1 protein-coding gene is annotated in these 26,369 nt (G+C 66.3%); it reads right to left on the reverse strand.

Features of this window, described 5'->3' with window-relative positions; translation table 11 throughout:
• Positions 1-8: 8 nt before the first annotated feature.
• Positions 9-26,360, reverse strand: a complete 26,352-nt coding sequence (locus IEY68_RS15180; protein WP_062997408.1) for a helix-turn-helix domain-containing protein — start codon at positions 26,358-26,360, stop codon at positions 9-11.
• Positions 26,361-26,369: the final 9 nt, after the last annotated feature.

Below are 26,369 nucleotides of genomic sequence, written 5' to 3' on the forward strand. Positions count from 1 at the left end.
ATCCGCGCTCACCAAGCGTCGAATATGCGCTGCGCAGCCCCGCTCCACGGTGTGGGCCGTGCCGGGATACGAGGCTCGGACGCCGGGTGTGCGGCACCCTTGTCGGGCGGTGTCTCGACGTCTGCGGTCCCGGTGACCTCGACGAGCACCGGACTGGTGCGGTCGGTCACGGTCATGGTCACGGTGACTTCGCCGCGGCTGGTGCTCAACGCGTCGGCCACCAGGTCGAAAGTTGCGTCTTCGGCCGCGCCCACGCGATCCGGATCGCCCCAACCGCATTCCCCCAGCATTTCGAACACCCAGTCGGCAGCGTCACGCGCGCCCCTCGCCCGGGCGGAATCGGAGTCGGCGGCCGAACTCACCGTAAGGCCCGTCCGGTGGAGTCGGCGCCCGTCGGCGTCCTCGACGGCGTGCCACTCCGTGCGCCGCGGGATCGCACCCTCCGGCCTTATCTGCCGTCGCCGGAAATCCGTGCCATCGTCGCGATATTCCTCGACGTCGATCGACGAGCCGGGAAACCTGCTGCGGAATGCGGCATCGATGGCCCGGGTCACCGTACGGAAATCTGTGTCGGCAGTATCGGGCACGTTCTTGTAGAAGACGAGCGCCTCGATTCGGCCGGAATCGAAGATGCGATACCACAGTTTGCACTCCACCGACAGATTTCCGTGCCGGAGGTGGAGCAAGGTGGGCCCGCCGAGGGCCTGCTCGATATTGGGATGGAACGAGCCGGGAACCTCGACAGCCCCGAGTTCGAGCGAAACTTCCGAATCCGACCCGGCCGACATGATCGCGGCGGTGACGACACCTGCGACGATATGGTCGCGCTGCCGGACCAGGCGGCTGGAATCCAGGACCTCCTCCGGCCGGTGAAGCGTCATCTTGCCGGTGGCATTCGGACGGAAGTACAAGGCTTCTCCGGGGACTTCGAGCTCCGATCCGGGCAGTCCGTCGATCGAGACAGTGCCCCGCGGTGCGGAGGCCACGTAACCCGTTCTCGTCCCGGTTCCGTCTCCGGCAGCAGAATCCGAGCCGTGAACTTGGTTGATCAGGCGAACAGCGGAGTAGGGCGCTTGTGCCGCCTCCGCGAACTCCGACGGCTGCAACACCCCCGGATAGTCGCGCTCCAACCGCCGCAACCGCACCACGGCCTCGAACGCCGCGAACCGCACCCCAGCGACAGGAGCACCGAACTCCCTGGCCACCGCAGGATCCACAACCGCAGCCAACCCCTCGACCAGGCCACGCACCGCGGTCCGCTCCAACACCCGCACCACGGACTCCGCCATACCCAACCGCGCCGCCGTCTCGGCCACCGACCGCAACTCCTCGAACCGCGATTCGATCACCCGATGCGCGGTCTCACCCAGGCGACCGATCGCACCATGCAGCTCGTCTTTCGTCGCCGCGGCCAACACCCGACCATCCAGTCCCCACGACGCCTGACGGTCATGGAACATGAACGCGCACAACAACTCGCGGCGCAATAGAACGAAATCGCTCCGCTGGTACCCGAGCCGATCAGCCGCCGCGAACACCTTCTGCCGCATCTCGGGACCCACGCCGGGAGTACCGTTGAGCGCCCTGCTGATCCCGGCAGGACTTGTCTCGACCTTCCCCGCCAGATTGGCGGTGGTAGGTGTGCGGTGTGCACCGGCGACCCGATGCCTCGCCACTATCTCCAGGGGAAGCTTCGCCACAGACAACTCGGCGAAGCGCGCCAGTCGGTCGTAGACGCTTTCCTGGTCGGCGCCTGTGCTCGTCGCTACCTTGTCGACGGGCCAGCCGTACCCGAAGTACAGTTCTGCATACAGTGCCTCCGGCTCGGCGAGACCCGGAAAATGCGGTATCGCAGGATCCGGGTCACGAAGGGCAGCCCGCAGTATCGCCAGGGCCCGCGACGGCGCACCGGCGGAGTCCTCCCCATTCGAAACTATGCCGTGAACTTGGTTGATCAGGCGAACAGCGGAGTAGGGCGCTTGTGCCGCCTCCGCGAACTCCGACGGCTGCAACACCCCCGGATAGTCGCGCTCCAACCGCCGCAACCGCACCACGGCCTCGAACGCCGCGAACCGCACCCCAGCGACAGGAGCACCGAACTCCCTGGCCACCGCAGGATCCACAACCGCAGCCAACCCCTCGACCAGGCCACGCACCGCGGTCCGCTCCAACACCCGCACCACGGACTCCGCCATACCCAACCGCGCCGCCGTCTCGGCCACCGACCGCAACTCCTCGAACCGCGATTCGATCACCTGCTGCTCGAGCACACCCAGCCGACCGATCGCACTCTCGAGCTCCGATGTCGTCGCCGCGGCCAGCACTCGACCATCCAGTCCCCACGACGCCTGACGGTCATGGAACATGAACGCGCACAGCACCTCCCGGTGAGACCTGAGTCGATCAGCCGCCGCGAACACCTTCTGCCGCGTCTCGGGACCCACACCGGGCGAACCATTGAGCGCATCATCGGCCTCGGCAGGACTTGTCCCGGCCTCCCGCGCCAGATCCTCGATCGTAAAGGCGTGGTCTGGACGGACATCCTGATAACTCGCCACCATCTCCGAGGGAAGTTTCCCGACCGACAGGTGGGCAATATGCTCCAGCCCACCGCGAACCGAGCTCTCGGTATCGCCCGTGCTCGCCGCTATCTTGCCGGTGGGCCAGCCGTACCCGAAGTGCAGTTCTGCGTACAGTGCCTCCGGCCCGGGCAGACTCGCGAAATGCGGTATCACCAGATCCGGGTCGCGGAGCAGGGCCACCCGCAGCAATGCCGGCGAGGGCGGCGCAGCATCCGAGTCGGAGCCTTCATCCGTTCGTTCCGATATATCCCCGAGCGGATCAGCCGGATCCGCCTGCGGGGTATGAGTGGCATCGTCATTCTGATCGAGTGCCGCGTCCGCCGGATATGAGTCGGGTTCTTCCGATATCGCCGGAACGTCCTTGCCGACAGCCTCTGCCACAACGCGCAGCAGTTGTCGAACGGCAGCCTGATTGAACAGCGGAAGATTCGCGACGTCGGCCGGGTTGCCGCCCGTCCAGAAACTCTGCCGCAACCACCGGTCATACCGCGTGCCGGCCAGCGCTGCCATCGCCTGCTGGGCGGCCTCTGCCGGGATCGGGTCCACCAGCAGGCGGTATGCCGGGCTCGACTCCATCCCCCTCCCTTGCAGCACCGTGGCGACACCGGCGCACACATGGCGGAACACCATTCGATCGACTACGTCCCGAGCTATCGCGCGCAGCCATGCCTCGACATCCCGCACAGGCGCAGCGGGCCCCTCCGGATCGAAAGCGAGATCGAAGACCCCCCGCAGGACCTGCCCGACCAGCTCCCGCCGATCGGGTCGGTCCGCCATCGCCCCGGCGGAGACCCGCATAGCGATATCGCGGGAGAACCGTTGCCACAGTTGTTCTCTTGCCGTCTCGTCGCCGGCACGCGCAGCCGACAAGAGCGCCAGTGGTCCCGCAGCGGCAGCGGCCGCTCGGTGCGCTTCGTGATCGTTCGATCCAGAACCCGGGTCCTCGGACCGTGGCCTCGCACCGATGCTGTCGGAGCGCGGAAGCCCTGTGGACTGGTCGGGCAATGATGCGGTGGGTGCGTCGCCAGGTGTGCCGCTCTTCGCTCGGCTCCAGGGCGACTGGACCGCCGGATCGGGTGTTTGTCCCCGGTTCGTCGTCCGCGGCTGGTCCGCTGCCGGCGACAACGGCGCGGTAGGACCGGTAACCGTACCCGGCCGGGAGGTGTTGCCGTCCTGCCGCGGTGCCGGTGCCGGCTCGTTCGGTACCGAGGTCTTCCCGGCTCGCGTCGGCGCGGCGGCGTTCTTGCTCTTGTGGGCACGCTCCTCGGCATGCAGTGCGGCCAGGCGGCTTCGGTCGGAATCCCCGACCTTGCGCCGCGCATCGGCCAATACTCGTCGTACCTCGTGCGCGGACATGCCGGATTCGGCGGCGATCTCGGTATGGGTTCGCCCTTGCCGCACCTGTCGCAGGACCGCTGCCTCCGTCGGGGACAAGCGCTGTGCGAGCGTCTCGTCGCGGCTGCGTCCGGCGGTCGTATCGGATATCGATGCGGCGAGCCGGGCGAGAGCTTCCTTGTCGAACGTATCGAGCGCGCCCACGATTCGCGGCATGGCCGTGACCAGAGTGGGCGACCCGATATCGGGCAACGCACGATTGACATGCTTATCGACCGTACGGGACGAGATGCCGAACATCGTCGCGATCTCGCCTCTGGTGCGTCCGCGCGACAAATGCGCGAGGACGACGATCTGGCGTGGCGTCAGCCGCTTGCCGAGGTCGGCCAGTGGCGATCGTGGCTGCACCAAGCCGCGACGCGTGGCTTCGGCGGCGATCAGATAGCGCTTGTTCGCGATACCGAGCGCCGAGGCCACCTCCCCGACATACTTCGATGCCTGCTGCCCACGCAGTGCCTCGGTGATCCGCGCATTGTCCCACCCGTCGGTGATCCACCGCAGTACCCGCAGGTGGTCCTCGCTCAATTGCGGTTCGTCAGCGGCATTTCGGCTCGAATCCTGAGGGGACCCGATGGCCCACCGCGATTCCGCGGGCCCATGGCGGGGTCGATATCCGATGGGGTTGTCGTCTTGCCTGCCGCGATCCGACGGACTCGTTGGCGCGGGCTGGGGAATCGACTTTCCCTGGGACTGGTCGCGCCGGGCGGGTGGATCGGTGTTCTCATCGGAATCCGATTGGGGACGTGCGGTCTCGTCTACAGAATCTGCCGCAGTCGGCATCACCTCGGTAGCAATCGGGGCGTCATGTGGCTGATATCTCGGGTTGGGGCGCCAGTACTGCCGCAGCTCGTCGGCGAGCGCTGCGAAATCCCCTTGCCATATCTCGGCAGGAATCTCGAAGCAACCCACGATCCGCTCGCTTCGGAGCCCCCCCGGCCAATGCACGGCGACGACGCCGTCGAACTCGTCGACCACCCCGAACCCACCGGGCGCATCTATGACGAAAATCTGGTGGACGACCGACCACTGCGACGTGCGGTCGTTCATCTTCACCGATTCGCCATAGTCGGCGGCCCGGTTTACACGGACCGTTGTGTAGACAACCCTGCCGTCGCGCTGCTGCAGCGGAACGAAGCCCTCTGCCAACGCAACGGTGTGGGGTCGTTCGTCGCCACGGAACAACAGCCCGCCGCCGGTGCGCCAACCCGAGCGCGGATAATCGGTCGCGATGACTTCCCATCTCCGCCGGATCGCGGCGAGGTCGATGTCGGTGGCGGCGGCCGCGGCAAGCAACTCGTCATCGTGCACCTGCGCTACCGGCTGCCATTGCACCGGTGCTGACGAAGCGCTCGAGACCAGTTCCACCACCTGTGCGGCGTCGAACGGGTCCAGCGGGACGTTGGTCGGCGCGCTGCCGATGGGGTCGTCGGAACCCGGATGGATGGGCGCCTGCAGCGGCCCGCCCGTGTTGTCGGTGTGATCACTCGATCCGAACCGGTCGGCGGCCCGTGCCCGTATCCATCCGGGGCGGTCCGCCCCATGCGGATCGCGGACCTCTGCGCGGTCGCCGCGTCCGACGAGTACCCAGCCGATATTGTCCAGGCCGCGAGCGGGGACCCGGCCCGGCCAATCGCGCCAGAGGTAGTACGAGGCATGCGGTTTGAACAGGTTGCGGTCGAGCCGATCCGAGAAGCCCATCGCGAACTTGCGCCCGGCCGGGACCTCCGTGGTCAGCACCGTGGCGCCGAACGCCGCCGCAGTCGGCGCCAACCCCAGACCGACTCCGAGCTTCCTCCGATCCGCGTAAGGCGCATCATTTCCCAGCTGGGCGACGGGATCGTCCGGATCGCCCAGCACCCACACCGGCGCACCGAAATCATCGGCGTGTTCGATGCCCCAGCCGATTCCCGGGGAGCCGGTGAGGATCACCTGATCGATAATCCCGGCCAGGCGCCGGCCCTGCCCCGCATAGCAGGTGGTGGTGGAACCGTAACTGTGCCCGACCACGTTGAACAACCGCGGCAGCGGTACGTGACCGGGACGGCGGGCGTAATGCGCGCGAGTGGCGTGGATACCGGCGGTGTCACAGGCCAGGATGTCACCACCTTCCGCGGCCTTGCGCGGGACGGCTACCGAGGCATCGGTGGGGCAGTGATAGCCGATATGGGCTACCGTCGCCACCGGCGCGCCGTCGGCGCGCAGTGCGGCGATCTCGTTGAGGCTCAACGCATACCCCGAACGGTTGTACAGCACCGCCGTGGTCGCACCGAAACCGTTGGCGATCATGTTCACGATCTCGGCATTGTCCAGATCGCCGATGGCGATGATCACGCGGCCGTTCTCGCCGTGCGCGGCCGGGTCGAACGCCACCAGCTGAACCTTCGGCCGGCCGGTCAGCCCCGCGGCCTTCGCCTCGATCCGCGGCAGCTGGCTTCGAAGGCGAAGCAGATTGGCCAGTTCGGCCCGCTGGGCCGCTGTGAGGCTGGTGCGGAGGCGCCGGCGCGTGCCGGGCCGTCGCTCCAGGAACTGCTCGATCCGCTGGTCGATCGCCAGCCGATTAGCCTTGTCGCGCACCGTATAGGGAATGCCATCAGCATTGCCGATATACCAGGAATGGGCTTGGAACACCTCGTACTGCGCATCCGAAAGGTCGAGCTCTCGCTGCAACTGCGGCAGCCCGGTCCGCTGCGGAGCCCCGTCGCCCAGCGACTCCCACCACTGCGCCACCTTCTCGGTGTGCGCCGTGGACGCACCGGTCACATCGTCGGGGTTCACCGTCTGGACCAATGTCTGCTCGGTGGCATCCGCGCCGAAGTATGCGGCCAGCTGGGGGATGGGGTGGGGGTTGTCGGTCGACGGGCCGGCCGTGGGCTCTGCCTGCCCGGTAATACCCGTGCTCTGCGCATCCGCCACCTGCTGGTTGGTTCGCGACCACGGAGAGCGCCGCGGTCTCGCGCCGATGGCGGGATCGGTGGGGTCGTCGGGGGATGACGATGGGAATGCCGTGGTGGGCTGGTTCGCCGGCGCGGCGAGCGAGCCGTCGGACAGCTCTTCGACCATGATCCGACCGGACAGATCGATGTGCAATCGGCGCACTACGGCGGGGCCGCCCTGCCGGCGGATACTCGCCGCCTGCTCGGTCGCGGCCGCGTAATCCTCAGCACGGGTGAATATTTCGACAAGATCGCCGCGGCGTAGCACACCGTTCGGCGACCGGGTGATCTCCGCGATCGCCAACTGTTCCGCCCGGGCCAGGGCCTGCCGCAGTTCTGCGGCTGTCAACACCTCCTCTTCGTTGATCCGCCGCTCGAGCCGGCGCAGATCCGATGTGGCGACCTCGGTCCCGGTATTCCGCGGCTCGCTGAGACTCAGCGCATCCGCGCCGCCCTCGGCGATCAGCTCGTCCCGAACTATCCGCAGCCGCCGTATGCGCTCGTGGGCCGAATCGCCCACGCTCTGAATCTGTCGTGCCAATTCGCCGGTCGGGACATGAGCATATTCGGTGAAAGACGCCCTGGACGGAGTACCGGCCGAGCCGGAGGAGTCAGGGTCGACGCCGAAGAACAGTCCGCGCTGCCGATCGACCAGATGCGCGAACGCGTCCATCGTGAAAGCCACACCGTCGGGGACCTTGAACGATCCCGGTCGGGCGCGCGCTTCGTGCGTGACGTGGCTCGCCTCGTCGTCGGGTGCGCCGGTCGGGTCGGTTATCCGATTTGTGAACAGTGCCCACACCGACCGGTTGTCGCTGTCCACCTCGACCGTGACTTCGGTGAAGCCGAGGTGGCGTGCCATCTTTCCGGTCCAGGTACCGAATGCCGCCTCCTGCGGCGAATGACCCTGTTGTAGAAGTTGATCGAACGTATTCAGGTTGCCGTGCAAGACCTCGTTCGGTTCCCACTGGCCTGCTATTCGGCGAACATGGTGACCGATCGCCGCCCACATATCGTCGAACATCTGATGGCCCGGTGGCGTGTGCTCGGAGCGCAGCACTGTCGATCGCAGGGTTCCGTCGGGCTCGACAGAGGCGCGGATACCTTGCAACGGCGCAGCGGGGTCCGTGGAGTCCGTTATCGACGGTGCGTTATAGGAGTTGTAATACCGCGCCAGCGGTGCCTTGGCCAGGGTCTGGCGAATTCGCAGCTGGGTCGCGGTGAACCAAGGTTGCGCGCCCAGTGCTGCCAACTGCGGTTGCAGAGCCAGGAACTTGCCGAGAAAGCTCTCGACTTCCGCCTGCACCATACTGCCGCCGAGGAATACGACTCGACCGTTCTTGCTGAAACGGAAACGCCTGGCCAGCGGGCCGAGTATCGACCGAATACCCTCCGGCGCCACCAGTGCGGCGTTTCGGGCAGGAGCGGGTACCTTCAGCCCCCTGTCGGCGGCGTCGAGCTGCTGGGCAAGCACGCGCACCGCCCGTCGAAGCAGCTGCTTGGTCGCACCCACGCTGCGTGGTTGGTCGAGCGATGCGGCGATCTGCGGAATCGCCATATCCTGTACGAAGCGGAGTTTCAGCGCCTGCCGGTGATGTGGATTGTCCAACTGCTCGATCGTCGCGGTGAGTGCGTCGATGGCAGTGGTGTCGCCGGTGCCCGCGGCCGCCCTGCCGTGCTGGAATGCCGCGGTCACCTTCAACAATGCCAGCGGGTCCGCCGTCGGTCGCCGAGTGCGCGCGGGTTCGGGCTCCGGTTCGGTGTCGGCGACGGCCTCGACTATCGGTGCGCCGGCGATCGACAGCGCACCACGGGATTCCAGAGTGTGCACGGTGTCCACTCCGACTCCCATGGTCCTTGCGGTTGCCCGGACCGACAGGCCGTTGCGATGCCGCAGTACGAGGCAACGCTGCTGATCGGGTCGGCTTCGGGCGAGCCGGTCGAGCCGTCCTTCCAGTTCGGCCGGGCTCAACCCGGCCAGCTGCTGCCCGAGCGGTCCGGACCGCACCTCGTCGCGCAGGGCGGTCCGTATACCTTGTCGGAAGCGGGCAAATCGCAGGTATTCGTGAATTCTGGCCCCGGCGATCGCCGCGACGATATGCGCATCGGTCGGTGGTCCGGAGGTGAGAATCTGTCCGGCCGCCACCATGATGTCCTCGGCGATCTCATCGAGGAGCCGGCCCCTTCCCGCTGCAGTGAGCGTCAGCTTGCCGAGGTCGATCTGATTGTCGACGGCGGTTGCGGCCTGCTGTCGGATGCTGTCACCGAAGCGGGTTCGCATATCGGCGCTCGCCGGTGAGGCCGCTTCGGGGCCGTCGGATACCGGCCTGTCGGCCTGCGTGACTGTGTTGGCCGACCATCGTGCGCCGGCCGGTCGAGGGTAAGCGGCTTGCGCGTCGTCGGGTAGTTCGCTGCGCGTGGGTCTGGCACCGATGTGGCGCGACCGATTGGGTCGTGGCTGCTCTCGGGCGGGAGATGGTGTGGCGGTGTCGTCGCGATCGCCAGGCGTCCTGTCCGGTCGCGCGCCGATCGCATCGTCGGACCCCGCGACGGCTGCGAAAGCGGCGTCATCCGACCAGGCGATCCCCGATGCGCTGATCCACTGGGTGAGTACGTCGTGCACGGCACGAAATGCCGGGATGGTTCGCGCGGGTTCAGGGCCGGGATCGAACCGACCATAATGGGCGGTCGCGGGTCCGCCGCCCCGCCCGATCTCGATCGTCACCTCCGCGGGTTCGCCGAGAACGGGATGGATGATCGCGTCGATAGACATTCCGCCCTCGGGCGGAAATTCGACGGTTTCGACCTCGAACCAGAATTCTTCATTGCCGCCTCGAAGGTGCTGCGCTACCTTATTTTCGAGCGCGGGTAGATCCAGGGCGGTGACGGAGGCTCTGGTGAATGTTTCTACAGAGCTCTCTTCTGTGTTCTCGGGCGGATTTTGCCACGCGCCCCCGATATGTTCATCGTCGGACTGTATGAATATATTCGACAAATCGAAGTTCCGGCTCAGGCGGTGTCGCGCTTGGGCCCAGAATCTCGGAGTCTTGGTCGCATGGGCAAGGATCATGCCGCTGAAGAATCCGATCATTTCCGGCCTTCCGTCGACTAGGTGCCAGAATCCTCCACCTGCGACGATGCTCGGTCCTTCGATTCTTTGGTGTATTCGCTTTTCGTTTTCATCGGCATGAGTTGACATGTAAGAGTGCAGAAGAATTGGATGTTCGGCGCTGCCGTCCTTCGTGGTGACAATTTTACCGCTGCGTAGTATGAGGAAACAATGCTGTCCGCGTCCGGTTGTTAATTTCTTTTTGTCCGGTCCGATGAATGAGCCGTCATCGTCCTCGTCGAGGACGATGACCTCAACCCGCCTTCTCCTCCAGAATTCATCGACTTCAGGATGATATTGTCTAGAGATTTCTGCGCCGTCGTATTCCGTTCTACTCGGCCGCGCGCCGATCCGCCCGGTGGTCCGGTCCGGTCTCGCGCCGATCGCGTCGGCGGGTCCCTCGAGCAGGACTGCGGTGAGATTGTCGTTGGTCTGCTTCGCGGCGATCGCACCCTGGATGAAAGCCTGGGCGGCGCCGAGTAGTGTGCCGGACCGAGTGAAGTGTCGGGCGACTGTTTCGGCGATCGATTCCGCCGTGGTGCGGGGATTCGACGGACTGCCGGCGAGATGTTTGATCGGTCCGTCGGTGAACAGGCCCACGATTCCGGGGCCGGTGGGTTCGAATACCTGCGGCTGCGGTGGTTGCCACTCCCGCTGCCAGCCATTACCGAGACCGGTGAGTGGTTTGTCGGCCTCGGGCCGGCCCATGGCTTCGCGTTCGGTGATGCCGAACATCTCCATGTACTGCGGGACATAGGTGTCGGGCTCGGCGAGCTCCCGGGATGCGCTGTCGTCCAGGCTGATCCACATCACGCGGGCGTCGCCGCGCGAGTCGGTGATGACCTGGGTAGGGGTAACCAGTGCCACCACGATGGTCGCTTTGGGGGAGTCCGCGTCGCTGGTCGCGGCGAATTCTTCGGTGGCGATCAGATCCAGCACCGCCTGCTGGGCGGCCTCGACCGCCTCGGTGACCACTGCGACCGGATCCCATCCGGCGCCCGCTTCGGCCGCCGCCGCTCGCCGCGCCAGCACCTCGGCCGCCGCCTCCGATCCCACCTGTGCCGCGAGCTCCGCGCCTGTCGAATGGGAGACACCATCGGTCACAATCGCGAGGGTCATCCGCTCACCCGACACGGTCGCGGTCGCGATGGCGAAGGCATCCTGATTACGCCGGTGACGTTGATCTGCCGATTTGCCGCCGATATCGGTGACACCGGCGGCATGGCCCAGATCCACCTCTCGGTGGGCGCGACCATCGGTGCGCTGGGGCGTCGCGGCCGGATCGGCGGTGGGCATCGACTCTGCCGGGGCGGTGACGGACGACGCGCGCGCATCCGTCACGGTGCTGGGTTGTTCCGTATCGACCGGCCCGCGAGGATCAGTGGGGATCAGAAGCCGGTCAAGTTCACCGACAGCGGCTAGGGCGGCTCGATGGCGTATTACGGCGGCTGCGGCCCGCTGCTCCAGCTCGGTCGATCGGTCTGCGCTACCGGTCGCCTCCCGCATCAGCCAGGATTGCAGGGCTGCCAGATCGAGGGGGCGTGGGTCCGGGTCGCGGGGGTTGGTGTCGATCAGCGATCGGTATTGCTGGGAACGATCCTTCGGTGACGAGTGCTCCAGCACGGTGATGAGCGCATCGAGCCAATCGATCTGTTTCACCAGCGATTCGTACTGCCGGGCCGACCGCGCGAATTCGTGTTCATCGGTGTCGTCGACCTCATCCACATACTGGCCCGCGTCCCGCATGTGCTCGAACAATGCGGCGTACACCAGGTGCACCTGACCGACGACCGCGCCGCCGAGACGGGCGAGCATGCGGACGGCTTCGTCGTGGCGGGCGGTGTCGCGGGCCGCGGCCTCCACCGTGGCCACAATCGAACTGACGGTGGAAAGTGCCGATTGCCAGCGGGCTTCGGCGTCGGCATCGGCGCGGGTGCGCGCCATCGCGGCGGCGGCGCTCTCCATCTCCTCGACCGCGTTCGCGAACTCGGTCAACTGCCGGATCCGCTCGGTCGCGGGCGTATTCGCCTGCTCGGCCGCCCGCAGTTCCGCGAGGTGTGTTCGGATATGGGCGACCGGAACCGCGGCGGCCGACGGATCGTTGTTCGGTGACGGTCGACGTGCCGCGTCCTCCGATGGCCTGCTGCCGATGCTGTCGGATGCGGCACCGGGCTGATCCTCGTCGTCCTGGTTCGCTTCGGTGGGTCGGGTGAAGACAGTGCGGAGCACCGCACTCACTTCCAAGGTCAGTTGCTGGAAAGTTTCCTTCGAGATGTTCAGTTGTGCTTCGACCTCGCCAGGCGAAAGCCCCTGTATGAGCGCGCCCACCACGAGTTCGGCGGTAGCCGGGTCGGGCAAGTTCTGCAGCGCCGCACGTACCGTGGTGGTGAACTCCACGTCGGCGGTGGCGAGAGTCGGGTCGGCCACTTCCAGCGGGCGACCTTGCCTGGCCTGGTTGGCATTGAGCGATACGGTCTTTCCGGTTATGAGCTGCTGAGCATTTCTGACCTCGGCGGGCGTGAGATCCAGTGCCTCGGCCATCTGGTCGACGTCCGGGCGGCTACCGGTCTGGGCGACATGGCGATTGAAGAAGGTGTAGACGCGGACGACCTGCAACCGCGTCGGCCTGTCGAGGTTGGGGAACCTCGATTCGAAATAGGAACTCAGCATCGCGCCGCGTGCACTGCGCCAAGCGTGGGCAGCGAACGGCGGTCCACCTGGCACATGATTGCGGATTGCGCCGAATAACGATTCTCGGAACCGCTGGGTGAGATCGTCCGCGGATTCCTGGCGAGAATACCAGCGTCGAGCGGCGGCGATGGCGATCCAGTCGAACTGCTCGAAAATCGAGTTTCTGATCCGGGTCTCGTCCGAGGACCCGACAGGAGTGTCTATCAGTTGCCAGAACAGCGCGTCTTCCGGTCTTTCCTCCGAATCTCCGGGAACCGAGAACTGCTCGATCGCCTCGCGGAGCGCCTCGCTGGGCATCCCGATCGAATCGCGCAGTCTCCTAAGGAAGTCGAGCGTTGCCCGACCACCGTTTTCGACGTCGGCGACCGTGCGTGGATGACGTTCCATGCGAGTCGCGAGGTCCTTCTTGGTCAGCCCGTGATGGCGCCGGACCGCCGTAACCCATTTTGCGACCGATGTGCGATCCCGCGCGCGAGGTAGCGACGTGCCGAAGTAATCCTGCAGTTCGGGAGCAAAGCGGAGAACGGCCTGCTGCATGGTCTCGATGGGAATACCCAGCGCCGCACGCAGGTCGCGGAGGAGCCGAGGGCCGATCGGCCGATTGGTTGCCTCCGCGTCCCATATTGCGACGCGATGGTCATTTATCCGGTCTGCCAGTTCCTGCCGACTCCAGCCGAAACGCTCGCGGTTGGCACGGAGCCAGTCGCCCAGGGTACCGAACGACGGGTCGGCGGGGTCGGGCACCGTGAATCGCCGCTGTGCGATTTCGATAATCTGTTCGGGAATGCCGAGTACATCGGCAATATGCCGCGACAACTCGTCAGGCAGGCTTTCGCTGTGCTCCGCTCGCAACACACGTAGTCGGGTGAGGCTGGCGCGATCGGCCAATTCTTGTTGTGTCCAAGTTCGATGATGACGAACGGCCGCCAGCCAATCTCCGATCGTCTCGAACCGCAGGTCTCTCGGATCAGGGGCGGCGGCGCTGAAAGCGTCTGCGAGATGCGGCGCGAGTCGAAGTGTGGCCGCGTGGAGCGTGGCTCGCGGGATTCTGAGTGCCTTTCCGAAGTCCCGCAGATGGTTCCGCGTGACCGCGATGTCTCTCTCTGCTTTCAAGACCGCTTCATCACCCCGGCCCATCCGAGCGCCGAGGGCTTTCTGTGTCCACTGGTGATGTTCGCGCACCGCACGTAGCCAGTCACCCAACGTTCGGAATTCCGGCTCGGTCGGGTCCGGTATCGACTCCCTGAAATGATCTGCCAGGGGAAGGTCGAAATAGAGGGCCGCGGACAAGATCTCGGCGTCCGGAGTACCGAGCGCATCGATCACGTCGCGCAGGTAACCGAGACCTGGCCGGCGGCGGCCGTTTTCCACCATGGACACCGCCGTTCGATGGCGATCCATAAGGGCGCCGAGTTGTGCCTGATCCAGATCGTGGCGTTCCCGGACGGCTCTGAGCCAGTCACCGATCGACTCGAACTCCAGCGGATCAGGCGTCGTGAAGCGCCGCTCAGCAAGCCGAAGTGTCTCATCGGGCACGGAGAAGGCGGCGGCGAACGCGCGCAGATAGTCCTGCGTTACAGTGCCGCCCGCCTCGACCTCTCGTACGGTGCCGACCCATACACCCATCCGGTCGGCGAGTTGTCCTGTCGTCCAGTCGTGTTGCTTCCGCACGGCCGTCAACCACATGTTCAACGTCCGGTATCGGGTGTCGGTCGGTTCCGGCAGCGAATCGGCCAGGTAGTCCACCAGTTCGGGCGCGAAACGAACAGCAGCAGCGCGCAGAACACCGGTCGGTAGTTCGTACGCGGTGCCCACTGCACGCAGATGGTTGGCGGTTATTCGTTGCTGCCCCTTCTCCGTCCTGCGAAGGGTTGTAGCATCCACCCCGATCCGGCCCGCGGCCTCCTTCGCCGTCCACCCATGGAGTTCGCGCAGCGCGACAAGCCACTCGCCGGTAGTCCGGAATCGGTCGTCGGTCGGTTGCGGGACCGAATCACCGAAAAAATTCACGAGCCGAGGCTCGAGGCGAGCGACGGCGGAAGTCAAAACTCGTTCCGGAATACCGACGACCGCAGCATATTCCCGCAGGTAGTCGACAGTAACGCGTTTTCGGCCGAGTTCGACGCTCGCAACGCCGGATTTACTACGGCCCATCCGAGCCGCAAGGTCTGCTCGGCTCAGACCACGGCTTTCACGGTCGGCGATGAGCCAGTCGGTGATCGATTCGAAACCGCTGTCCGCCGGGTCCACCCATTCCCGGGTCGATGCGCCGGAATCCCGGTCGATCGGTCGTCCGCGGACCGGCGCATCCGTGCCGTCGAGTGCGGCGGCGGGCTCGTGTGGAAGAGGAGCGAGAACGCCGGCTGCGCTTTCGAAGTGGGCGAAGAAGGCGCGGTCCACGCGGGCAAACGACTCTCGGAAGAATTGCTGCCAGGTTCCGCGGTCACGGATACGGGCAATGGATTTGCCGCCCAAGTCGGGGTCGGCGATACGGGGGACATTGGTGTCGTGGACGAAGATGACGCCGTCGAGCTGGGTGACATAGAAGGCGTGGGCAATTCCGTCGCGCTCGACGACGAAGACCGAACTGTGCCGGGGATTGTCGGGCTCGAGCAGGCTGTCGATTTCGCGGTCCAGGCGCTCGGCAAGCGCCCTGTCGGCATCGACGATTTCGGCGAGGCCGGTGGTGAGGCCGGTGACGAGGTCGTCCCAGCTCTCCGTGTCCTGATGCGGGATGAGCGCATCGTCGAGTCCGTCGGCCCACGCGGCCTGGATGGTCGAGCCGGCGCATGCGACGACGTGATCGGGTACGGCATCGGCCGGCTCCTGCACGGGGCGGCGCAGGAATCGGCCCGTCGTGGTGTAGCGGATGGTTGCGGGCTTGCGCGTCGTGCTGCGGCTGTGCGTGACGGCGACATCACCGGCAGGAGGTGTCGCGTGGAATTCGACCGAATGCTCGATGGTGTTCTTGCCGTTGGCGAAGATGATGCGGCGGACCGCGACCGTGCTCTCAGCGATCACGAGCTGCGTGCCGCGGCCGCCTTCCCGGTCCACAGATTGTTCGTCGGCTGTCCACTTCGGCAGCTTCGCGGCGACGCCCGGCGCGATGTCATTGGTGACCGCGATGTGCACCTGTTCGTCGTCTCCGCCGACCCGAATCGCCAGATCGAGGACTTCCTCCGGCGCCAGGCCCGCCGACGAGGCATTGCTGTACAGGTGCTTCTTCGCGTTGGTGACCAGTTCGCTCACCGCTCGCATGATGCTGTCGACTACGTCGACGGAGACGTCCGCATCGTATTCCAGCAGCCGTGCCTCGACGGCATTGCGAATCCGGCGAACCTCCCGCTGGTACGGCGGTATCTCTTCGGGCGCGGATTCGCCGTACATCTCCATCAGACGGTCGAGATCGATCTCCTCTGAGGACCTTTCGACCGGTGGCTCGGCGGCCCGCTCCACCGGCCCCGGAGTGCGCCCCAGCCGCCACTCGACCCGCACATAGCTGTGATCTCCCGTGATGTCGACGAGATCAACGTGCACCGCATCGGCATCCAACTCGGCCCGGAGAGATATGGGCCCCTGCCCCCAGCGAATCGACGCACCGACAGCCGCGGCGATCTCCCGCACGTACGCCGGATCCGACCAACCCTCCAGCAACCCGACGATCTGTCGTTCCACCAGGTCGGCCTGTGCCTCGTTACCGGCAGTGAGGTCGTCGAACCGCAGGCCCGGACCGTCCGTGAGCGCCGAAGCAGAGAAGTGGTCCTCGGCGGCATCCAGGTCGATCGGGCCGATTCCCAGTTCCCGGCCGAGGAGCCGGAAAGCGCGTCGGCTCGGTATGCGTTCCCCGCGTTCGATCTGGCCGATATACCTGTCGGTCAGGCCCGTATCGTCTGCCACATCGGACCGTTGCAGGCGATAGTGATACCTCAGTGCCCTGAACCACAGTCCCTGCTCCCCGGAAGTGTAGGCGGTCCGGTCGAGATCGAACCTCGCCTCCGGGTAGAACCGTCCGGCAGCGCGACCTGTCACGTCGGTCTCGATACCCAGTGCGTCGCACAGCGACAGGAAGACAACTACCCCGGGGGCTCGTTCACCTGTTTCGATCGAGCGAAGGTGGGTGGTGCTGATCCCCGCGGCCTCCGCCACCTCCTCGGGGGATATGCCACGGTCGTAACGGAGTGCTCGGAGCCAAAGGCCGTGCTCCTCTGGAGCGTACGCAGCCGGGTCGAGGCCGACCCGCACCCCCGGGAAGAACCGGTCGGCGGCTGTATCGATGGCTTCGCGCCCGAGGCCCAACGCCTTACACACCGACAGGAAATCAACTACCCCGAGTTCACGCTCAGCCCGTTCGACCGATCGGAGACGTTCGGTGCCGATCCCTGCTGCCTGTGCCAGCTCTTCATCTGAGATGCCATGGTCGTTGCGCTGCGCTCGGAGCCACAGTCCGCGTTCCTCTCGGGCGTACGCAGTCGGGGCGAGATCCGCCGGCGTTCCCGGGAAGAACCGGTCGGCGGCCGTCCCGATGGCTTCGGCTCCAAGGTTCAACTCCTGACACAGCGACAGGAAAACAGCGGCGCCCGGAACGGTCTCGCCCTTACCGATCGAGTTCAGATATTTCGCGCTGATCCCGCTGGCCTCCACCAGCTCATTCCACGACATGTCCCGGTCGTGAAGCATCGCCGAGAGCCAACGTCCCGGCGCGTCGAGTGGGTATGCGGCCGGTGCCAGATCGAAGTCGGCGTCCGGGTACACATTGCGTGCAATATCCACGAATTCGGATCTCGGCACACCCAGCGCCCGGCCGATCTTGACGAAGAGTCCGGGCCGCGGCCGCGTGCTTCCCCGTTCGATCCGGCTCATGGTACTGGGATCGACATCCACAGCTCCGGCCAGGTCAGCCGCGGTCATAGTCCTACCATCACGCCGGCCTTTGTCGTCACGCCGCGCAGTGATCCACGCGCCCCGCGCACGGCTCAACGCATTCGCGCTGTTCGGCGACGACGAATCGGCCGCGCTGTGCGACGGCTTACTGCCGATACTGTCCGGCGCGCCACCGGTTCGGTTTTCCGCAGGTCCCGGGCTCGGGCCCCCTTCGTCGGCCAGGTCGTCGAACGGCCCGATCTGCGCCGCTGCGGCGAGATCTGCCAAACTTTCGCGAAGCCGGTCGACGACCTGGACAAAGAGTTGCTTCGCATCCTCCAGTGACAGGCCGATGCGCTCAGCGACCTCGGACAGGGGCCGTTCCCGCATAAAATGCAGGACGACAAGTTGCCGTGCTCGCACGGGATCGGGAAGATCCTCCAACGCCTGCTGCACTCTGTCCCCGAATACGACACTGTCGAAAGGCACTTGCGCGGTGTCGTCGCCAAGTCGAGAACCGCGGGACTCCGACTCCCGGACGGCATCCGGCTCGTCCAGCGACGAAGGGACACCGGCCACCCGCCGCACCCAGGAGACCTCGCTCTCGGCGATCTCCAACCTTTCGGCCACCGCACTGTCCGGAATGTGCTCCTCGTTGCGAGCCCACGACTGGGTCAACCGAGCCAACTCTGCACGGACCGCCAAAACCAGATTGCGGTCGCGTGGGTTCAAATTGGCGAATCGGATCTCGCGAGTGGCGTGCCAGGCCTCCATGGCGACGAAAGCCCAGGCGTACGGGACGAACGCTCCCCACGGCGCGTGGTTTCCGATCGCTCTCATCAGTCCTAGGGAACAGATCTGAAACACGTCGTCATAGTCTGGTCTGGCTCGGTAACCGCCCCGGCCCAGCACAGCCTGTACTATCCACAGGTATCGGCGGACGATCTCATCGATTTGTTCCTCGTCCACGGGCGTGTCGACGAGACGCCAGAACAGCTCGGCCTCCTCCGGCTCGGCCGTCTCCGGGACGTGCTCGAATCGTTTCCGCACGGCCGCGTGCAGCACTTCCGAAGACCACCCGTTGGCTTCGGCCAGCAACCGCAGTGTGCGCATCCTGGGAACATTCGCCCCGGATTCGATGAACTGCACTGCCCTGTGATTCAACCTGCCTGCGTACTGCGGCGTGGTCTTGCCCAGATACCGACGGTCCGCGATCAGCCATTCGGTGATCGAGTCGGATTCGTCGAGCGGGGGAGCGAATGCACCGGCCGGGTCGTACCACGCCACACCGCGGCCGCCATAGAAGACCATCAGCAGTCGACGGGCGATGACGGGCGAGACATTGTGCATGTCGAGGAGGTCTCGCAGGTATCGCGGCCGCGGTATCTGGTCGCCGCGCTGATAGCGCATTACCCGCCGCGCGTAGCGGCCACCGGCGAATTCGCTTTGGTTCTTGCCCGATTCGCGGCGATACTCGGTCAGCCATCCGCCGATGTCGGGGCGCGGCACCCGGTCGGACACCGCACCGGCCGGCGCGACGCCGAGCCACGCGGCGGGCAGCAGCCGGCGATGCGCTTCCTCGTAGCAGTAGCCGCGCATAATTCGCTGCGCGGCAGCCATGCGCTCGCCCACTGCCGGGAGGCTCAAGCCGAGCTCGTCGCTCACCACCTGCCAAGTCCGGCCGGCGTGGACCCGGTCCAACACCTGCCACAGGTACGGGTGCTCCACTCGCAGGCGGTCGAAATTGCTCGCGAAGCGTGGATCGTGCTCCTGCAGCCACGCGGACAGACCCCGATCTTCGTCGGGAATGTCGGCGATGAGCCGGTCGCCGCCCTCGCGTAGCACCGCCGTCTCGACCGCTGCGGCTGCCGTAAGCATTCGGTCGGCGACCACTTTCCGGGACGTCTGCTGCTGCTCCGCTATCGTGGTGTGGCCGAGGCCCTCTCCGTAACACGCGGTGAACACCCGCTGCTGATCGGCGGGCAACTGGTCGACGAATCGGTCCAACGGCCCATAATGGGCCTCGAGCCACTCCATTCGCAGCAACACCTCTTGCGGACGAGCATTCGAATAGAGTTCGACCGCACGAGCGCGGAGATTGCGCGTCCAGTTGAAGACCCGCGTCTTGCTGACACCCAGCGGCGCCACCATGTCGGCAGGTCCGAGCCGTTCGTGTGCCGCGAGCTGGAACACCTGGTGCCAGTGCTGCGCATAACGCCGCGCCAGCAACCGATCGATGCGGCCGAACACCTCCGGGTTTCGCCGCCTCATCTGGTCGAACAGTTCCACACTGGTGGTGGTCGTCGGCGGGGCGGCGGCATCGTCCGCACTCGGTACCCGATCGGCGGCAGGCGCTCCAGTCAGCCAATCTGGCCGCCCATCTGAGTGGATTCGGCCGAAATGCGCGCCGCGCAGCTCGTTGAGCGCGATCTCCACGTAATTGCGAGCGCCGCTGCGGCTCATACCGAGCACTGTCCCGGTTTCGTTCAGCGTCCGGTCGAGCAAGAACCAGTGGAAGTAGGCGATCCACGCCTTTTCCTGTGACGCCGCCAGACCCTTCAGATCGTTGGGAGTGGCGCTATTGCGCTGAGCCGTCCATTCGGCGAAGCCGTCGTTGTCGAGCGGCACCGGCGACCACGCGGGCCGTAGTTCCTCGATTATCCAACTCTCCACGGCCGTCGCCGCTTCGCGCAGGCGCCCTCGAATGCGAGCCTGACCGCCGCCTTGTGCGGCCGCGGCCGCGTCGATCGACTCCCCGTGCAAGAACACCTGCTCGACCACCCGCCACAGGATCGGCTTCTCGCGGCTGAGCCTGTGCAAATGATCGTCGAACGACGGGTACCGCAATTGCAGCCATGCCAGCAGCTCTACATCCGTCGCAGGACGCGTGTCGGACGCCATCGCCGCGAGGAAGGCGCCGGCCTCCTGCAGCAGCTCGTCGACCTCGCCGGGTGTTCGACTCGTCTGACCGGCGATCTGGTCGTAGGTCGCCCGATCGTCGACCAGCATTCCAACGCAGTGCGCCGCCGCGGGATGGAACCGGGTGAACAGAGCGCGGGCCTGCTGATAGGCCTGTGCACGTTGGGTTTCCGCGGAATACCAGCGATCGAGGTCGAGCAGGGTCGCTGCCGCGGAGCTAGGCGTGAACCACCCGTCCGACTGCACTGTGACGTCGGACTCAGCTGTGTCGGCCGATTGTGGCGGCCCGTCGCCGGTGTGCGGCGGGGTGGCCGCCCGGTTCTTCCACGGTGAGGTACCGGGCGGGGCGTTGTTCGCTGCCGGGGTGTTCGGCTGCGCCGGATTGCCGGATGCCGCCGCGGCGCTCCCCGGCGTCGTATTCGCGGTCGGGCGGGCAGACGCGGGGGTGGGTCCAGGGTTGTCCGTGATGTGGTCAGGACCGTCGTGGGGTCGACTGCCGGCCGGCCTGAATTCGTCACGGCGCGTATCGTTCGATATATCCCCGGCGGCTCCCGATCGAACGAACATCGCTTCGTCCAGGCCCGGTTGTCCGACGGGTATCGCATTGATTTCGTCCTGCATGGCCGACGGAACGTCGACTCTCTGGGATGGTGGCAGATTCTCGGCGTCGGGGGCTTCCGTGCGCGATCCGGAGACGAGGTTGCCGTCCCGGTCGAACTCGATGGTCTCGAACCGCCGCTCCTCCGCGGGCATGCGGTTGATGAATACTTCCTGCTCGCGGCGCCAATCATCGAATCCGACAGCCCTGTTCAGCAAGGTGCGGCGGCTGCGCAGATCCCGCGGACCGTAGTCGTTCTCGGTGTTGCGGTCGCGCGAGGCGGCCAGGTCGACGACGACCAGGTTCGGTTGGTCGACCGAAGTGCTGTCGTTGACCAGCAGCACCATATGGTCGTCGGCCTCGGTGCTGGTGCCGTTGGCTCGGGTGTCTTTCCATTTGTAGACCAGGACGCTGATTCCACCAGGCCGGGATTTCAGCGATTCGACCACTTCGTCCAGCGATCCGGTCTCCTCGAGACCGGCGCCGAATATGTCGCGCACCGTGTCGCGGCCGTATCCCTCGAGGTTGGTCGGCGGCGCCCGGAAGCGGCCGGCGTTGTCGGGGCACAATACTCGCATTCCGGTTACGGCATTGTTGACACAACTGTTGGGACTACGGCGATGGATCTGCACGACCGAATCGAGCAGCGCCGAGAGTGCCAAGTATCGTGACGCGGCAGCAACGATGTCGTCGGCTGTCCCGCGGTCGACGTCGCTGTTCTGCGTGTCGGACTTCTGAGCAGCGGCATCCTGGGATGTCCCATGCTGGGAATCGTGGCCCAGCGGCCCGGAATCCGCGGCAGCCGCAGCAGTATCGTCGCGTACATCGGATTCGGCGATGTGCACCGCGGGTAGGTGATCGCCTACCGCTTCGCCGAGGATGTCACGGGCGACGCCGGGGTTGATGCCGGCGACGGGATAACCCAGCGCTGCGGCGAGCGCGTCCCTCGCCTCGGTCAGCGCGGGATCGAGTGTGCGCATACCTTCGGCGCCGTCGACATCGGCGATCGGCAGGCCGAGTTCGGCGGCGAGCCGGTCCCGCAACGGAATCATATGGTTCAGCGCCTGCTCGTCGGTGAACAACGCGCGCTGCAATGTCGTCGCGGGAGCGGTGGCCTCGACATGTTGTCGTAGTGCCTCCGCCGCGGCGGGCGCGATACCGGCCGGTTGCAGCAGTTCGCGGATCGGGTCGAGCGAACCGTTGCGTTCGAGCGCGTCGATCTGGTTCGCGACGGCCGGGGCCGGGACTCCCAGCAACCCGGCCAGTCGTGCGGTCCGATCCGCCGGTCCGTCGGGGCGGGTGAGGTCGACGTCGCTGCCGTACTGCCCGGTCTCGGCCTCGGCGAGGGTGAGGGCGGGCATGAGGGTCGAGAGGGCGTGGTGCCGGATGAAATCCGCGGTGGAGTGCCGCAGCGCCCGCTGCTGCAGCTCAGGTACCAGCTCACGCACGGCCTGACGTGCCGCAACGGCGGTGTCATGGGTCTGAGGGGTGGGATCGGCGGCGTGCGCGGACACGGCCTGCTCGTAGCGGATCACCGCCTCACGGACCCCGTGCAGGTGCATGGCATTGCGAATCAGCGCATCCTGGGGCGACATCACCACCTGCGCGCTACCGAGCTGACCGTTACGTGCCGTGCGGTTCTTGGCCTGCTCGTGGATGTAGGACTGCTCCGGCGCCTCGGTCATCCACACATGCATGCCGCCCATGGCCTTCACCACATCCGACACCGAGATGTCGACGCCGCGCTGGCCCTGCCGGTTGATCACCAGGATCTTGCCCTGCTCACCGGCCTTGTCGAAAACCCTCTGCAACTGGGATTCCCAGTCCGCACCCCAGCCGACGATCCGCTTGGCGTCGACCGCTTCGATCGCCTCGCGCGGCACCCCCGCGCGCACCAGCGCCTCCACCTGCCGCTCGACCAGGTCGTTGCGGTGACACAGGATCTCCTGGAACCGTCCCGCACCCCCATCCCGTATCTCGTTCGCGTACTCGGCGATCGTGCGCAGCTTGGCATGGGTGCTTTCGGCCACATCGTGCTGGCCTTCCACCAACCGATGCGTCTGGGACCGTCCGACCTCGTGCGCCGGTTCCAGACCGTAGATTTTCTGCAGCACCGGGTTCAGGTCGGTGAGCGTGCCGGACGCACCGGTCACTTCGTCGAAGAAGGATCCTTCCCCGACACGGTAGATTTCGACCGAATCGATGCGTTTGGCGGAGTCCGCATCCGCGCGCACCACGATCTGATGGTCCTCGGCCTTCTCCCCTCGGGCCTCGGCCGCGCGGAGCTCCTTCGCCTCGATGGCCTGCGCGAGGCTCGCCTTACCCGGCTCCGCGCTCCACCGGGATTCGCTCGAGGTCTTCGGGTTCCGTTGCAACCCGTGCTCGGCCTGATCGATGATGACGATCTTGCCCGCGTCCATTTCGTAGTGGACACCTGCCCGGACGAGAAATTCGGCGTTGGCGGCGGTCTCGAGCCGGGCGGCGCCCATACCCTCCAGCCAGTTCCGGCCATCCGCCAGCGCCTCGACCTTTGCCCGCCCCCCGGCTGTCAGCTCGGGCTGACCGTCGTACCAGTACATGAGCTCCGGTGTGCCGTCGGCCTGCACGCCGATTTCCTCGGCGATTCGCCGGAGGCCGAAATCTTCGTGCGACAGCGACCCGTCCGCCAGCGCCTCGGTGAGAAAGTCGTGCGCGTCGAACACTTGCCGGGCTGTGGCCTCCCCAGCCGCCTGCTCGGGACCTTCGGACCGCAGGAACTGCCGTTCGCCGCGGTCGATGATGCCGTCCATCTCGTCGATCAGCACATGCCGCGGTGGCTCGATGCCGGCATTGCACAGATGCCCGACGGTTTCGCCGGTCGCGACCACGATCGCCGGCCGGCCTTCCTCGATCGGCCCGAAGCCGTTCGCCTGATCGGCGCGGAACACATCGATCCCGAAGTCGGTGAACACCTTCTGATTCGTGGAGTCGGTCAACAACTTCTCATACGTGACGACTTCGCGATTGGCCAGCCCATCGGTCGTTGTCACGAGCAGCACCGAGCCATGGTGCACCGCACGTTGTATCGCGGTGGCCATGAATACCAGCGATTTGCCCTCGCCGGGTTTCATTTCCACCGGACGCGATTTCATCGCGTACACCGCTTCCGCCTGCTCGACCCGCAGCACCATTCCGCCCGGCACCGCGTCACTGATCGTGCCGCGCCGGATGATCTCTACTGTCGCCAGCATCGACTGGTGCTCATCACCGCCGTGTAGTGCGGCCATCACCACGTCGTCGGGAAGGTTGCGCAGGCGTAGATTTTCCGGAACATGCTCACCGGAAGCCGCATGGAATTCGGACAGAAGATCGGCCGCCCGATCACGATCACTACGCGCCGGACCGGCGGACTCATCGGCTCCGTCGGTTCGACCGCCCTGATCGGAGGCCGGGACACCCTGCTCGTCCGGTCGCGCCGGCGAATGGTCCTGCACGGCAGGCGTCTCGGCGCTCTCACCGGCCGGCTCGGTTCGATTCGAGCCCGCGGGATTGTCCGGGCCGGATTGTTCGCCGGCGGCATCCCGCTGCGGAGTCGCCTGTTCTCCGTCACGTGACGATCCGCGTTCGTCGTGAACGCCCGGCGATCCGGCTTCACCGTCGGCGACCGGGTGGGGCCGTGCCGGCATCTCGTTGCCGGCGCCGTCCGCGACAGCGGTGTGTTCTCCGGCCGGAGCACCGGCCTTTTCGGGAACCCCGCCGACCGGACGTGCGTCCGTCGGGATTTTCGGCGGCGGCGAGGTTTCGCCCGCCGCCTCGACCGACCGCGGCGCGGGCGCTCGCTCAGGCGCGGTCGGCTTGTCCGCCTGCGGCCGATCGACCGTTGTGGTCGGTTCCGAACGCGGCCGAGCCGCGGCGGGGTCGGCGGACACAGCACCGGCAGTAGCCTGCGACCCCGACGCTCGACCGCCTGCTCCTTCCGGCGCTCCAGTGCCAGCACCCTCGGGCACTCGACCACCGGTCGCCGCGGGTGTTCGACCACCGGTGCCGTCGGCCGGAGCCGATGCCTGTTGCCCACTCTGTGATTGTGGCTGCGCGGCCGCTGCCTCCCCCGCGACCTCGGCGGGAGGCCCGCCACGCTCAGGTGCGGTATTCGCGGTCTCCGCAGCCGGTTTCCATGCCTGCCTCGCGGCCTCCCACGCCCGCTTCGATTCCGCCGATATCTCGATCGGTTGCCGAGGCGCCGCGGTATTCGTGTCGTGCCCTGCCGAGATCGCATCGGGCGGCGTGAACGGCGCGCCGCCGTCGATCGCCGGCGAACGAGCGCTTTGGGCATATACGCCCCCGGCGACAGCGCCGTTGAGCAGTGGCCCCAGCACCTCCGTGTAATGCTGCGGCCAACCAGCAACCAAGGACGCCGCACCCAGGCCCGAGATCGCTCCCGCCGTACCATGCACCAAACCCATGGCCAGACGACTGGTCGCGATCTGGGGGAACACCATCGGAGCGAATCGGCCCGCGAGCATGCCGCCGACCGCTCCGCCCGCGCCGGCCAGGGCGGCGACCTCGATCGACTTCAGATCGATGCCCGTGGGGTTGGAACCGTCCTCTCCGATGATCTCGGGCGTTCTGTCCCCGGTGGCGACCTGTAGCGCCTGCACACCCACTTCGACACCCACGGGCAGCGCGACCGCCGTGCCCATCCACTTGGCGAACTGCGCCGGCCCCATACCGCTCAGCTGGGCGGCCGCCTTGGCTCCACCCGCCTGAATGGCCCGCTGTAGGTTCGCGCGCATCACGGCGACCTCGGCACGTCCCTCGACCAGGGCGGATTCGACCGCCGGCGCGGCCGCAACCTGACCGCCGGGCCCCGCCGCCGCGGTGGCGGCCAGCAAACCGTAGACCTTCCACGCCAGGTGGATGCCGAACGTGAACATCACGCACAGCCACTTCTCCGCGTCGTTGGCCGCCGCCTGCGCCTGATCGGCCAGGGCGTTCACATCGTTGCCGAGCTGAGCCGCGCCCTTTCGATAGGAACCCAACGTCTCACGCAGCTGTTCGGCTGTCTCGCCGACCGAATCCTCCTGCGTCAGAAGGCTATCGATATCGGCCGAATGGCCCTCCAGTTCTAGACTGCGGGCACGCAGCTCGGCCGCCATCCGGCGCATCCCGGAAATGTCGGCGCCGGGAAGCTCTCCGCCGAACACCACCATCTCGATCGGAGTCCGCAGGAACCCGGGCAGACATTCGAAGGCGCTGCGCAGCTGCACGACCGGGCTGAACAGCGAACCGTCCATCGCCTCGAC

The organism is Nocardia jinanensis (assembly GCF_014645735.1).
In the GTDB taxonomy this organism is placed as follows: Bacteria; Actinomycetota; Actinomycetes; order Mycobacteriales; family Mycobacteriaceae; genus Nocardia; species Nocardia jinanensis.

Bases quoted from the DNA above. Each gene is read 5' to 3' on its own strand.
- IEY68_RS15180 (WP_062997408.1), bottom strand. From the start codon at position 26,360: ATGGACGGTTCGCTGTTCAGCCCGGTCGTGCAGCTGCGCAGCGCCTTC.